At 71.4% G+C, this 13,159-nt stretch carries 12 protein-coding genes and 1 tRNA gene; 7 read left to right on the top strand and 6 right to left on the bottom strand.

All coding sequences use genetic code 11. The features are described from left to right. Window positions 1-29: 29 nt before the first annotated feature. A tRNA-Ser gene (locus OHT01_RS20665) sits at window positions 30-116 on the bottom strand. Between the two features lie 430 nt (window positions 117-546). Here OHT01_RS20665 and OHT01_RS20660 point away from each other — a divergent pair. Together OHT01_RS20660 and OHT01_RS20655 are read left to right on the top strand one after the other, a co-directional pair. Further along, window positions 547-693, top strand: a complete 147-nt coding sequence (locus OHT01_RS20660; protein WP_328554617.1) for a hypothetical protein — start codon at window positions 547-549, stop codon at window positions 691-693. Then, the gene (locus OHT01_RS20655; protein ID WP_328554616.1) at window positions 686-1,507 is read left to right on the top strand and encodes a DUF2637 domain-containing protein; all 822 of its coding nucleotides are present in this window, start codon (window positions 686-688) and stop codon (window positions 1,505-1,507) included. The genes OHT01_RS20660 and OHT01_RS20655 overlap by 8 nt, the downstream gene beginning before the upstream one ends. A gap of 150 nt (window positions 1,508-1,657) precedes the next feature. On the opposite strand, the gene OHT01_RS20650 is transcribed toward OHT01_RS20655, so the two are convergent. Beyond that, window positions 1,658-3,139, bottom strand: a complete 1,482-nt coding sequence (locus OHT01_RS20650; protein WP_328554615.1) for a S1C family serine protease — start codon at window positions 3,137-3,139, stop codon at window positions 1,658-1,660. 257 nt (window positions 3,140-3,396) lie between these two features. Here OHT01_RS20650 and OHT01_RS20645 point away from each other — a divergent pair, with 257 nt between their 5' ends. The 3 genes from OHT01_RS20645 (at window position 3,397) to OHT01_RS20635 (ending at window position 6,058) form a co-directional block, all read left to right on the top strand. Next, complete coding sequence (locus tag OHT01_RS20645; protein ID WP_328554614.1) at window positions 3,397-4,206, top strand: glycerophosphodiester phosphodiesterase family protein; 810 nt, start codon at window positions 3,397-3,399, stop codon at window positions 4,204-4,206. Window positions 4,207-4,332: 126 nt separating this feature from the next. Next, window positions 4,333-4,962 (top strand): ATP-binding protein, encoded by a 630-nt coding sequence (locus tag OHT01_RS20640; protein WP_328554613.1) that lies wholly within the window; start codon window positions 4,333-4,335, stop codon window positions 4,960-4,962. Window positions 4,963-5,089: 127 nt separating this feature from the next. Continuing rightward, entirely contained in the window at window positions 5,090-6,058 is a 969-nt protein-coding gene (locus OHT01_RS20635; protein ID WP_328554612.1) for a DUF5926 family protein, read from the top strand. 241 nt (window positions 6,059-6,299) lie between these two features. Here OHT01_RS20635 and OHT01_RS20630 read toward each other — a convergent pair whose 3' ends face one another. Both OHT01_RS20630 and OHT01_RS20625 read right to left on the bottom strand, forming a co-directional pair. Further along, window positions 6,300-6,887, bottom strand: coding sequence for a hypothetical protein (locus tag OHT01_RS20630; RefSeq protein WP_328554611.1), 588 nt, complete (start codon window positions 6,885-6,887; stop codon window positions 6,300-6,302). A 55-nt stretch (window positions 6,888-6,942) separates the two neighbouring features. Beyond that, complete coding sequence (locus OHT01_RS20625; protein ID WP_328554610.1) at window positions 6,943-7,608, bottom strand: bifunctional DNA primase/polymerase; 666 nt, start codon at window positions 7,606-7,608, stop codon at window positions 6,943-6,945. Window positions 7,609-8,090: 482 nt separating this feature from the next. Between OHT01_RS20625 and OHT01_RS20620 the strand changes: the two genes are divergently transcribed. Beyond that, complete coding sequence (locus OHT01_RS20620; protein ID WP_328558191.1) at window positions 8,091-9,602, top strand: PP2C family protein-serine/threonine phosphatase; 1,512 nt, start codon at window positions 8,091-8,093, stop codon at window positions 9,600-9,602. 99 nt (window positions 9,603-9,701) lie between these two features. Continuing rightward, window positions 9,702-11,204: an aminopeptidase P family protein gene (locus OHT01_RS20615; RefSeq protein WP_443043416.1), complete on the top strand. Its 1,503-nt coding sequence runs from the start codon at window positions 9,702-9,704 to the stop codon at window positions 11,202-11,204. A 164-nt stretch (window positions 11,205-11,368) separates the two neighbouring features. On the opposite strand, the gene OHT01_RS20610 is transcribed toward OHT01_RS20615, so the two are convergent. Further along, window positions 11,369-12,190, bottom strand: coding sequence for a triphosphoribosyl-dephospho-CoA synthase (locus OHT01_RS20610; RefSeq protein WP_328558189.1), 822 nt, complete (start codon window positions 12,188-12,190; stop codon window positions 11,369-11,371). 339 nt (window positions 12,191-12,529) lie between these two features. Further along, a complete protein-coding gene (locus OHT01_RS20605) occupies window positions 12,530-12,985 on the bottom strand; it encodes an ATP-binding protein (protein WP_328554609.1) in 456 nt (151 codons plus the stop codon). Window positions 12,986-13,159 lie beyond the last annotated feature (174 nt).

Below are 13,159 nucleotides of genomic sequence, written 5' to 3'. Positions count from 1 at the left end.
GATTCACCCGGTCAGGGGCCGTTCACCTGCGGTGGGTGTGGGATTTGAACCCACGGTGACATCGCTGCCACGACGGTTTTCAAGACCGTTCCCTTAGGCCGCTCGGGCAACCCACCCCGCTCCCGCCCAGCCGGGTGGAGCGGGTACAGCGTACCCGGACCCCGGCGTCTCGCGGCGGCATGGTCCGCACGGGGTCCGCACGGGGTCCACCAGCGTCGATCGGGCTCCCCGACGCCGCCGGTCCGGTGCCGGAGGCGGCCCCCGTCAACACGCGGCATCCCACCGGACGGGCCTCACGAAAAGCCTCTTTCGTGAATACTTCCGCCGCCTTGCCCTCACTCGATTGCCACACATCTGAAGGAGGGCGAGCGGCGTTAGCGGAATATGGCGAAAGCAAGATCTCTCGCTCCACCCGCCTCCGGAGCGACGGCGGAGGATCCGGCCGCGGTCCGTACTGCGGCGGCCGGGCGATACACCCGTACGCCGCCGGCCGCACCGTACGCCTCGCCCGCCGCCCGCGGCACCGCTCAGGGAGATGGCGCGCGCGTGGCGCCGCCCGGCGCGAAGTCGCTGCTCGGCGATTTCCTCACGGTGCTGGACGCGGTTCAAGAGGAAATCAACCAGCGGTGGAACGGCCAGGGACGCTCCGGCCGCCACAGCCCTCACGTGACTGGGACGAATTTCCGTGAATGACGACTATCCGAATCTCTCCTTCGCCCGGTACGGACACCATCCCGAATATCCCACCGGGACGGAGGCCGGTCCGTACGGCGATCCCGCTGACGCTCTGCGGGAACAGGGCTGGGACCCGGTCGAGGAGCTCACCTACCTCCTGCAGGACGCCGCCGCGGCGGAGCAGGAAGTCCTCGTGCCGCCGCCGCGCAGCGAGCCGGCCTACACCGACGAATTCACCAGTGACCCGATGGACAACCTGGTTCAGCTCACCGCCGAACTGCCGCCCATCCGGCGCTCCTCCAGCGGGCACCGGAAGGTACGCGTCCGCAATCCGCGCTTCAACTGGCTGCAGACCGTCAGCTTCGTGATCGCCGCGCTCGCCGCCGCCACCGTGTCGATGGTGAGCGTCTTCAGCGGCATGGTGGCCTACACGCCCCTGCAGCACATCGCGTCCAACGCCCAGAGCGGCACGGGTCCTTGGTGGCCCCTTCTCGTGTACGGCCCCTGGATGGTGGCCTCGCTCTCCATCCTGAGAGCCGCGCTGCACCAGCGCCGGGCCGTGCACTCGTGGTACGTCGTCCTGCTGTTCTCGTCCGTCGCCATGATGTTCTGCGTGGCCGACGCCCACCAGACCGTCACGGGGGTGGCCACGGCGGTCGTACCGGCCCTGGCGTCGCTGTCCTGCTTTCAGCAGTTGATCCGGCAGATCACCCTGACCCGCCCGCCTCGCCAGACGGTGTCGCGCCATCGGCAGCGCCCCGTCCCGGCGGCGCCGCCGAAGCGCGCCGAGGGCAAGAGCGGTCCGTCCGCCGCGAAGCCGCCTCGCGTGTGAGCGTCCGCGGGGTCGCCCTCCCGGCCCGGTGACACACGGAAGGGGTGCCTCCCGGTGGGAGGCACCCCTTCCGACCTCTACGTCCGCCCGTACGGGCGGTGACCTGTCGACCTGCGCGGCCCGACCCCGGTCGGGGTCAGGGACGACGGGTCAGTTGTCGCCTTCGCGGGAGCCGAGGGTGACGTCCACCGTGTGGGTCTTGCCGTCGCGCGTGTAGGTGAGCTTGACGGTGTCGCCGGGCTTGTGGGTCCAGATGGCGCCGATGAGGGTCGGACCGCTGTCGACCACCATGTCGTCGAGCTTGGTGATGACGTCGCCGGGCTTGAGGCCCGCCTTGGCGGCGGGGCCGCCGGCCTCGACCGCCGCGGAGCCGCTCGCGCCCTGCTCGGTGATCTTCGCGCCGCCGGTGCCGTCCTCCAGGGAGACCGACGCGCCGATCTTCGCGTACACCGGCTTGCCGGTCTGGATCAGCTGCTGGGCGACGTACTTGGCCTGGTTGATCGGGATCGCGAAGCCCAGGCCGATGGAACCGGACTGGCCGGAGCCGCCGAGACCACCGCTGGTCGACGACTGGATCGCCGAGTTGATGCCGATCACCGCGCCCGAGGAGTCGAGCAGCGGACCGCCGGAGTTGCCCGGGTTGATCGAGGCGTCCGTCTGCAGGGCGCTCATGTACGAGGACTTGCTGCTGGCGCTTCCGTCGCTGGAGGCGACCGGACGGTTCTTCGCGCTGATGATGCCCGTGGTCACCGTGTTGGACAGACCGAACGGCGCGCCGATCGCGATCGTGGGATCGCCGACGGCCACCTGGTCGGAATTGCCGAGGACGAGCGGCTTCAGGTCCGAGGGCGCGTTCTTCAGCTTGATGACCGCGACGTCGTACCCCTGAGCGTGGCCGACCACCTCGGCGTCGTACTTCTTGCCGCTGGGGAAGGTCGCGGTGAGCTTGCCGCCGTCGACCGCGTCCGCCACCACGTGGTTGTTGGTGAGGATGTGGCCCTGCTTGTCGAAGACGAAGCCGGTACCGGTGCCGCCCTCGCCGCTGGTGCTCTGGGCCTCGATGGTGACGGTGCTCGGCAGCGCGCCGGCGGCCACGTTCGCGACCGTGCCCGAGGCGCGCTTGACCTGGCCGCTGGTACTCGGGGCGGAGACCGTCGTCGAGTCGGTGGTGTTGTCGTTGTTCTTGGCCAGCGAGTAGCCGATGCCGCCGCCGACGCCGCCGGCGACCAGCGCGGCCACCAGTACCGCGGCGACCAGGCCGCCACGGCCGTTCTTCGGCTTCGGAGCGGGCTGCTGGTAGGCGGAGCCCCAGCCGCCGGTTCCCGAGCCGCCGCCGTCGGCGTACGACGGGGTGGCGGGCGGCGGGGGCGGCCAGCCGGCCTCAGGGGCGGAGCCCTGGGGCGCGGCCTGTCCGTAGGGGTCGGCCCCCTGTCCGGCTCCGGCCGACGCGTACGCCGGCATGCCCGCGGGCGCCGTCGCGTGCTCCGGTGCGCCGGGCACCGCGGGGATCGGAGCGGTCGGCGCGCCCCCCGCGTGCGAGGCGCCCTGCGCGGAAGCAGCGGGAGTTTCCACCGGCACAGGAGGTGCGGACGGGGCCGGGGGTACTGCGGTGCCCTCGTTCTCGGTGCTCACAGCTCTTCTCCTCGATCCACGGCTGTTGTTCTCGGTCGCACTCGGTCACGCCCACTCACACTTGTAGATGGCCCGGCGCGATTCAGCTGTGCATGTGCTTTTGTACGCCGACAGCTTTTCCCACAGGGCGTCAGGGCACCATAAGCGGTGGCTGTGCGTCCGAGGTCATCCTTTATAACGGACCTTTAACAGCAAAAGTAATGAGATGGGACATATCTCACCTCACACTCGCCCCGCGACGATGGCACCATGACGCGGTGACCCTCGCACGACAGCACCCGATTCAGGTCGTCGCCCACCGCGGAGCCTCCGAAGAGGCCCCCGAGCACACCCTGGCCGCGTACAAGAAGGCGATCGAGGACGGTGCGGACGCCCTCGAGTGCGACGTAAGACTGACCGCCGACGGCCATCTCGTCTGCGTCCACGACCGCCGCGTGAACCGCACGTCGAACGGGCGCGGAGCCGTCTCCGCGCTGGAGCTCGCCGAGCTCGCCGCACTGGACTTCGGCTCCTGGAAGAACCGCGACGAGTCGCCCGACTGGGAACACGCCCCCGGGGGCCTGGAGGACACCTCGGTCCTGACCCTGGAGACACTGCTCGAACTCGTCGCCGACGCCGGCCGCCGTGTCGAGCTGGCCATCGAGACGAAGCACCCGACCCGCTGGGCGGGCCAGGTCGAGGACCGGCTGCTGCACCTGCTGAAGCGCTTCGGCCTGGACGCCCCCGCGTCCGCCGCCGACTCCGCGGTGCGCGTCATGAGCTTCTCGGCCCGCTCACTGCACCGCGTCAGGGCCGCGTCCCCGACCCTGCCGACGGTCTATCTGCTCCAGTTCGTCTCACCCCGGCTACGGGACGGACGCCTGCCCGCGGGTGTCCGGATCGCGGGCCCCTCGATGCGGATCGTACGCAGTCACCCCGGGTACATCGAACGACTGAAACGAGCCGGACACCAGGTGCACGTCTGGACCGTGAACGAGCCCGAGGACGTCGATCTCTGCGTTGAGCTGGGCGTCGACGCCATCATCACCAACCGCCCCCGCGCCGTACTGCGCCAACTGGGCCGCTGACCTGGCCTTGCCCCGGGGCGGCCCGCCACCGGAAACCACACGATCGACCCTCGAAAACCATCGAGAATCGGCCACTTTGTTACAGGGAGTGCACCGGCGCGTTCGTTCCGCATTCGATCGTTACGAGTGCGTCAGCAGACGTTGATTGGCCGGTTTCCGGTCCAGTCCAGAGGGGCATTCACACCGTGGCGTGGGGCAAAGGAGGTCTCGGGGGTGGCGTTGGTGGTGGCACAGGAGGTGCCCACGTCGTCGAGCATGGCCGTACCCCATGGCCCTGCGGGCGTGGGGGAAGCAAGACACCGGATGCGTGATGAGCTGCGCTCCGGCGGTGTGGCGGAAACGGTCATCGACGATGCCGTACTGATCCTTTCCGAACTGCTCAGCAACGCCTGCCGACATGGCAGGCCCCTGGGGGACGACCTCGCGGGCGACGGCAGTGTGCGCGCGACCTGGCGGGCCGACCCGGCGGGACGGCTGACGGTCGAGGTGACGGACGGCGGTGGCCCGACCCGCCCCGTTCCCGCCACCCCGTCGGTCACCGCGCGCGGCGGCCGCGGGCTGAACATCATCAGGGCGCTGGCCAAGGACTGGGGCGTACGGGACGACGTCCACGGCGAGGTCACGGTGTGGGTGGTCATCCAGGACGACGTGGAAACGGCGCACCGGCACGACGACTTCGCTACGCGCGTCGCGTCACCGAGGGTGTCGGGGACGGCCGGTCTGGACTTCGTGGACGCCTTCGACGACCTGGACTGAGGCCGGCGGACGGACCACCGGGTTCCGGGACGACGCGGGTGCGTTGTCCACAGGATCCCGTCGGTCCTCCTGCGAACGGCTAGGCTCGCGCCAGTACGAGACGAGCCGTGATCGGGAGACACCCACGATGGCCAAGAAGCGACCCCAGACGAAGGCCAAGCAGCCGCAGTTGAAGGACGGCGGCGAGATCCCGGTGGTCGGCGCTCGCGAGCCCTGCCCCTGCGGCAGCGGCCGCCGGTACAAGGCCTGCCACGGCCGGGCCGCGGCGCACGCCGTGACCGAGCTGGTGCACCGCCCGTTCGAGGGCCTGCGAGGCGAAGGGGACTGGATCGCGCTGCGCGAGCTGGTGCCCGCCGCCACCGTCGAACTGAAGCTCAAGGAGAGCCTGCCCGAGGACGTTCCCTCGGTCACCCTCGCCACCGTCCTGCCGATGGCATGGCCGGCACTGCGCCGCGAGGACGGCTCGGTGCTGCTCGGCCTGCAGAACGACACGGCGTCCGGCGACATCAGCCGCGACCTGGCCGACACCCTCCAGCGCGCGCTCACCGCGGCGCCCGGCACCCCCGTCGAGGGCCGCCGCGCCCCGGCCGGCGGCCCGCGGCTCCAGGACCTGCTCGACCCCGAAGGCGCCTTCGAGCCAGTTGTGCACAGCGGCTTCGAATTCTGGGTCCCGGACGCGGAGAACGCGTCGGCCGAGGTGACCGCCTCCCTGGAGCGGGCCAACGCCGCCGCCATTCCGACGGTGAAGCTCGCCGGGGTCGACGCCGCCTACTGGTGCGAGACGCCCGACAAGAACCACCTGCGCTGGGTCATGCCCTACGCGGAGGAGCAGCTTCTGGACGCCCTCGCGCGACTGCACGCCGAGGGCCGGTCGGGCCTCGGGGAGGGCACCCGGCTGGTGGGTTCCTTCCGTGCGCACGGGCTCACGGTGCCGGTCTGGGACCTGCCGACGGGGGTCACCGCGGACGACATCGAGAAGCCGGCGGCCGAGTTCGCCGAGCGCCTCACCACCGCTCTGGCCATGGACGCGCCACTGACGGCGGACGAGCGCCGTGCGCGCGGGGGGCTCACCAACCGCCAGGTGACGCTCAGCTGACACACAGGCGGCGCACAGACCCGGGAACTGACCGACCGGTCAGCTCGTCAGGGTCTCGGAAACGGGTGACTCCTGTCACAACTCCCCGTTGTGACAGGTAAATCCGTGTCCGAATAGCCGAGATCGAATTTGCGAACCGCCGATCTCTTGTTACCGTTCGAGTAGCCCGGTTGCTGGTGCATCCCCCGTCGCCAGCAACCGGGTCTTTCCATGTCCGGAATCCCGTACGGCTACAACAGCCTTACCAGCGGCCCGAGTTGCTCCCCGAGCGCAGCAGCAGCGGCCCGTCGGAGCCGGGCCCCTTCGCGAACTCCGCGACCGCCGAGTAGGCCTCGGCGCCCCCCGCCGTACGTTCCCTGGGTGTCTCGCATTCCCCCGGGTCGTCCTCCGCGTCCACCGCGCAGTTCATCCGCACCGTGCGCCCGCCGGGTCCCATGAGACTCAGTACCGAGCTCAGCGCGTCCCCGCTCGCGTTGCGGTAGTAGGTGCGCGCCCAGGTCTCCTCGCCCCGCGTCAGGACACAGGTCTGGGCCTCGACGCCGTCGGGCGAGGAGAGCTCGGGACCGCACCGGGCGGCGGTGGCGAACCCGAGGCCGGGCAGCAGGGGGGAACGCCCGGGTTCGGGCGCCCGCGGCCGGCCGTCCGCGCGAGCCGTGCCGCGCCCGGCCGCGGAGCCGTCGTCGCCCACGGAGCCCGCCGACGCCACGGCCAGCGGCAGGGCGAGGACACACACCACGACAGCTGCCAGCGCCACCAGACGAACCCTTCGGGGGTCCGGCCCGCCGCGCGACGGCGTCGAGGCGCCGGGCCCCCCAGAACGACGCTGCATAGGCGGACGATAACGAGCACGGGCGGGCGTGCGGCCCGCCGCGCGCCGGACGCCCTTACAACTCGGGCGCGCTCACACCCGTACGAGTGAGTGCCTCGACGACGGCATCCACCACGGCCTCCACATCGGGCACCCACGGGGCGGCCGAACCGGGCAGCGGAGCACGCTCCCAGCGGATCTGGCCCTGGCCCGTCCCGGACGGCGGCAGCGCGATGTAGCCGCCCTCTCCGTGGAAGCGCAGGGAGCCGGGAACGAAGTCCTTGGCGTAGAGCAGTTCGCCGAGCTGCTCCATGGAGTACGGGGCGACGAGGATCGCCCAGCGGGACGGGGACGCCACGACCGGGCCGAGGCGCATGCCCGTGCGGTCGAGGGCGTCGAGGGCGCGGGCCGCCGCGAGGGCCGGCAGGCTCACCGCGCACGGGGCGCCGCCCCCGGTGGCCAGCACGATGGAGGCCGAGGGCCGGTTGGTCCACCACCAGCGCACCATCCGCTGGTCGGTGGTGGCCGCGAGGAGGCCGGGGTCGAAGGGATGGGCGCCGGGCACCGTGCACTCCGGGTCGGGGCATCCGCAGCGGGCACGCCCCTGCGGGTCGGCCGCCACACCCGGGAGTACGGGCCATCGCCATTCGGTCGCGAAGGTCAGGGCCGCGCTGAGCATCTCAGGCCTCCCGTTGTTCCGCCTGGACAGGAGCCTGCGTCGCCTTCCGAGGATCTCGCGCATGAGCGCTCGTTCCTTTCCGTTGCACGCCTGGCAACACCGAGGATCACATCACACCACGTGTCGATCACTTCACTGTGCGTACCTGCTGGCGCATCACACCCCTGTCGGAGACAAGGGGAACCCCTCTGGGCCGAGCGTGTGGCTGTGTCCGCGCCCACACTGCGTGTATCCAAAGCATGGGCATGGCGTGGGGTGGCGGCGCCTGGCGTTTTACGTCCCGCGTATTCCTTGCCGCCTCCGCCACGGGAGGATGGGGCACGGTCGTCGGTGGTTAAGACGCCCGGGTCCGTCGCCAGGTTCCGGGCGGATCTCAACCACCCCTGGCCTTCACCGAGTACGTACCCATCACGACCGCTGTGACGCTCCGTCGAACGAGGCCAGTCGACCTCAATAAGCCGTTGCCCGAGTCAGTTTTAGGCCATTCTCGTTTTCCCGCAAGGGTTACCACCGGTCTCATGGACACCAGGAATCCCAGCAGGACAATGCTGGACATCCCCTCACGAGTACGTGTACATGTGGAGACACCGCTAGCGGCGCAGAACTACATGGGGGTTTGCGATGCTATTGAGCAATACGCACTGGCCGGAAGGCCGGACGTCATGAACGCCCCTCACCTTCCGAAAGTGGCCGGAATCGATTCCACGGTTCCGTCGCCCGCACACACTGTCGCGCCGACGCCCGCGCCCACGGGTGCCACTTCGGCCATCTCCCCGGCCGGGCCGGGAGCCGCGCTCCAGGACCGCCTCGCGGGCTGGGTCTCGGATCTCACCACGCTCCACGAGCTCACCGAGGGCCTGGCACGCACCGCGACCCTGAGTGACGCGCTGCAGGAAGTCCTGCGTGCCGGAGCCGCTCTCGTAGGCGCCCGGCGCGGTCTCGTCGTCATGGAACCCGGCGACGGCCTCGGCCCCGACACCACCATCGGCCTGGGCCTCGCCCGAGCGGATCTCGGCCACATCGAGACGGTGCCGCGCAGCTCCATGTCGTACGGGAAGATCCTGGACGGGCTGCCCGGCGGCGAGGGCGAGATCGCCCAGCCGGACCTCCTCTCGGAGGACGGGCTCGATCCGCGCCACCGCGAGGTGGCCGCCCGTCTCGGCTACGCCGCGAGCTACGCGCTGCCGCTGTCCACCGAGGCCGCCGGCCGCCTCGGTGCCGCCGTATGGCTCTACGACGAACCCGCCGAACCGGTCGAACGTCAGCGCCACCTCATCGGCCTCTACGTCCGCTACGCCACGGAGCACCTGGCGCGGCTGCTGGAGCTGGAACGCGCGCGAGCGTGTGTGAAGACGATGTCCGCGGAGCTGCTTCCCCCACGGCTGCCCCGGGTCTCCGGCGTCCAGCTCGCCGCCCGGCACCGCACCGGCCCGCGCGGCGGCGGCGACTGGTACGACGCGCTGCCGCTGCCGGACGCCGCGCTCGGCCTCGCGGTCGGCTCCGTCACCGGGTCCGGTCCCAGCGCGGTCGCCGCCATGGGCCGGCTGCGGGCCTCCCTGCGGGCCTACGCCGTGATGGAGGGCGAGGACCCCGTCGCCGTGCTCTCCGACCTGGAACTGCTGCTGCGGCTGACCGAACCCGCGCGTTCCGCGACCGCGCTCTTCGCGTACTGCGAGCCCGCCCTGCGCAAGCTCACGCTCGCCGGTGCCGGACACAGCCCGCCCCTGGTGATCGGCCCGCGGCGCACCGAGTTCGTGGAGACCTCCCTGTCGGCACCCCTGGGCATGCTCGCCTGCTGGGAGGCCCCGAGCGTCGAACTGACCGCCGACCCCGGCGAGACCGTGCTGATCTACACCGACGGACTGCTGCACCGCACCGGCGACCCGATGGACCGCGCCTTCGCCCGGCTGCACGCGGCGGCGGCGAGCGTCCCGAGAGCGCTGCGCGACGACCCCGGCGCGATCGCCGACCACGTGCTGCGCGGGGTACTGCCGGACGGCCTCGACGAGGCGGACAGCGACGAGGACGTCGTCCTGCTGGCGGCCCGGTTCGAGTGAGGGGACGGATACCCGGTGTAACAGGCCTTCCGGCCCTGGGCCCCCTTCAGTACGACCGTACGATGGTAAGGGTTCAGAGTCGTATCAAGGAGGCAGACCGTGTCGGAGGCGCTCACCCCGGAGACCCCGGAAGCCGTGCTCGACGAAGCCGCTGACGAAGCGGGCGAGGAAGAGCCCATCAAGCAGCGCAAGAACGGCCTGTACCCGGGCGTGTCCGACGAGCTGGCCGACAGCATGAAGTCCGGCTGGGCCGACACCGAGCTGCGGGGCCTCGAGCCCATCGCGCAGGCCGAGTACACGGCGGCCCGCCGCGCCGCGCTGTCCGCGCGCTTCCCGGGCGAGCGCCTGGTGATCCCGGCGGGCAACCTGAAGACCCGCTCGAACGACACGGAGTACCCCTTCCGTGCCTCGGTCGAGTACGCGTACCTCACCGGCAACCTCACCGAGGACGGCGTCCTCGTGCTGGAGCCCGCCGCCGGCCCGAACGGGAACGGCGGCCACAAGGCGACGATCTACCTGCTGCCGCGCTCCAACCGCGAGAACGGCGAGTTCTGGCTCTCCGGGCAGGGCGAGCTGTGGGTCGGCCGCCGCCACTCCCTCGCCGAGGCCGAGCAGCTCTACGGCATCCCCGCGTCGGACGTCCGCGAGCTGCCGGCGGCACTGAAGGAAGCCACCGGTCCGGTCCGGGTCGTGCGCGGCTACGACGCGGCGATCGAGGCGGCACTGACCGACAAGGTCACCCGTGAGCACGACGACGAACTGCGCGTCTTCCTCTCCGAGGCACGGCTCGTCAAGGACACCTTCGAAGCCGGCGAACTGCAGAAGGCCGTCGACTCCACCGTGCGCGGCTTCGAGGACGTCGTGAAGGTCCTCGACAAGGCCGAGGCCACCAGCGAGCGCTTCATCGAGGGCACCTTCTTCCTGCGCGCCCGGGTCGAGGGCAACGACATCGGCTACGGCTCGATCTGCGCCTCAGGACCGCACGCCTGCACGCTGCACTGGGTGCGCAACGACGGCCCGGTCCGCTCCGGCGACCTGCTGCTGCTGGACGCGGGCGTGGAGACCCACACCCTCTACACCGCCGACGTCACGCGCACGCTCCCGGTCAACGGCACGTACACGGAGATCCAGAAGAAGATCTACGACGCCGTGTACGAGGCCCAGGAGGCCGGTATCGCGGCCGTGCGGCCGGGCGCCAAGTACCGCGACTTCCACGACGCCGCACAGCACGTGCTGGCCGAGAAGCTCGTCGAATGGGGCCTCGTCGAGGGGCCCGTCGAGCGCGTCCTGGAGCTCGGCCTCCAGCGCCGCTGGACCCTGCACGGCACCGGCCACATGCTCGGCATGGACGTCCACGACTGCGCCGCCGCGCGCACCGAGACCTACGTCGAGGGCACGCTGGAGCCGGGCATGTGCCTGACCGTCGAGCCGGGCCTGTACTTCCAGGCGGACGACCTGACCGTGCCCGAGGAGTACCGCGGTATCGGCGTCCGCATCGAGGACGACCTCCTCGTCACCGAGGACGGCAACCTCAACCTGTCGGCCGGCCTCCCGCGCCGCTCGGACGAGGTCGAAGCCTGGATGGCGTCCCTCAAGAGCTGACGCGCTGCCCACGAGGGCTGATACGACACCGATGGCCGGATGCCCCGCGGGGCGCCCGGCCATCGGTGTGCCCAGGGGCCGCGGGCGCGACGGGCCGCGGCGGCGGTGTGTCCCGACCGCGGGGCGAGGGGCGGGGCGACGAACGTTCGTCGGTGCGCCGGCTGTCAGACCGTCGTCACCGGGAGCGCGTCCACGAACAGCGCGCCCGCCAGCAGGGCTCCGCTGCCCCGGGGGCTCCACCCCCGCGCGTGGAGATCGTCGTCGAGGGCGGACAGACCCGCACGCCCCGCCTCCGTGGACGTACCCCCCGCTTCCAGCACTCCCCGGGCGCCCGCCTGGACATGACGGAGACCGTGCGGACCTGCGGTGTACAGCAACTCGGTGTCCTGGAGGGTGGACATGACGGTGAGCAGCGCGTCGAGGCGGGCGCGGGGCTCGGGCACACCGGCCGAACGGGCGGCGGCGAGCGCGTCCAACGCCCTGCGCACGTGCGGGAATCCGGCACGGGCCTCACCGCGCGCCCCGGCCGCGCCGTACTTCACGGAGACGGACGAGCCGCGCGAGGGCTTCCTTGGCGCCCGCCGGTCGGCGTGTGCCGCGATCCGCTTGGCGGTCGCGGTGACGTCGGGCCCGGTGGCGCGGGGGTCCAGGGCCACCGCGGCGACCAGCAGCCCGAGCGCCCACAGGGCACCACGGTGACCGCCGCCCGTCAGGGCCACCGAGTGCTCGGTGCACCGGCCGATCGCACCCAGCTCCGCGCGGAGTCCGGGCGTGGCCCGGCCGGTACGGCGGGCGGCGGCGGCCATGGCCGCGAGGCCGGGGGCCAGCGCCTTGGCGGACCAGCGCAGGGAGCAGAGATCCCGCCGGGTGACCCGGGCACGCAGGTCGCGCGGATCGGGCAGTCCGGGCTTGGGGGCCAGTTCCAGCTGCCGGGTCAGCGCGGCCACCGCGGCCCGCGCCAGCGCCTCGTCGTCCTCGCGACTGATCATCGACGCACCCCGTTCTTGTGAGGACACCGCCGGTGGAAGCGCCCTTGGACCAGGCCGGCTCCGTGCGAAGGAAAACTAGGAACACCGGCCCTCAAGAACCTGGGTGCACGCTGTGACAGGCCTGTGGACTCCGGGAAACGGGAGCCGGGCCGCGGGGCGGAGGGGTTCCCCGCCGACCCGGCCGGACGTCGACCCGGCTCGACTGCCTGCGGCTCAACGAGCGGGCGACCAGGCTCAACCCCGCTCGGCTCAACCCCGTGCGACCCGGTGGGACGCGGTCCCCGGCTCCGCTCGGCTCGGGCTCCACTCGGCTCGGCTCGGGCTCCGCTCGGCGTGTCAGGCCGGGAGCAGCGAGGGGACCTTCTTCCACTTGAGGATCTTGTCGAAGCTCACCACGGCCCCGCCCCGCCCCGGCTTGTTGCCGATGTGGACGTGGTCGGCGAGCTCCCGGATCAGGCACAGACCCCGGCCGTGCTCCGCGTCCTCCCCTGCCTGGCGGAGCAGGGGGCGGCCGTTCCCGGCCGGAAAACCGGGGCCGGAGTCGGCGACTTCGATACGGCACTGATCACCGTCGAGATAGGCCGTCACGCGGTACGCCTCGCACGAGGCACCCCGCACGGTGTCCCCGCCGTGCTCGACGGCGTTGGCGCAGGCTTCGGTGAGGGCGACGGAAAGGTCGTACGAGATGTCCGGGTCGACACCCGCGCTCTCCATCGTGCCGAGCAGCAGGCGCCTGGCGAGCGGGACACTCGCAGCCTCGCGCCGCAAATGGAGTGACCACCAGATGCTCATGCTCCAGCCTCCCGGCCGCGGCTCGACATACGGTTACGTATTGCCGCAACCACCCGTGCGCAATCGCATACGCGACGTGATACCGCCCATACGGCCGACGCGCTCACATGAGGGAGCGGTGTATGCGCAAGCGATCGACAGCGGACGACGACCTTTCGGCCGTACGCCGGGTTG

The sequence above is a fragment of the Streptomyces sp. NBC_00358 genome (genome assembly GCF_036099295.1).
Lineage (GTDB): Bacteria > Actinomycetota > Actinomycetes > Streptomycetales > Streptomycetaceae > Streptomyces.
Note: the sequence above shows the minus strand (reverse complement) of the source record. Positions and strands in the feature narration are given on the sequence as shown.

Bases quoted from the DNA above. Each gene is read 5' to 3' on its own strand.
- OHT01_RS20635 (WP_328554612.1), top strand. From the start codon at position 5,090: ATGGCCAAGAAGCGACCCCAGACGAAGGCCAAGCAGCCGCAGTTGAAG.
- OHT01_RS20630 (WP_328554611.1), bottom strand. From the start codon at position 6,887: ATGCAGCGTCGTTCTGGGGGGCCCGGCGCCTCGACGCCGTCGCGCGGC.
- OHT01_RS20625 (WP_328554610.1), bottom strand. From the start codon at position 7,608: ATGCGCGAGATCCTCGGAAGGCGACGCAGGCTCCTGTCCAGGCGGAAC.
- OHT01_RS20620 (WP_328558191.1), top strand. From the start codon at position 8,091: ATGCTGGACATCCCCTCACGAGTACGTGTACATGTGGAGACACCGCTA.
- OHT01_RS20605 (WP_328554609.1), bottom strand. From the start codon at position 12,985: ATGAGCATCTGGTGGTCACTCCATTTGCGGCGCGAGGCTGCGAGTGTC.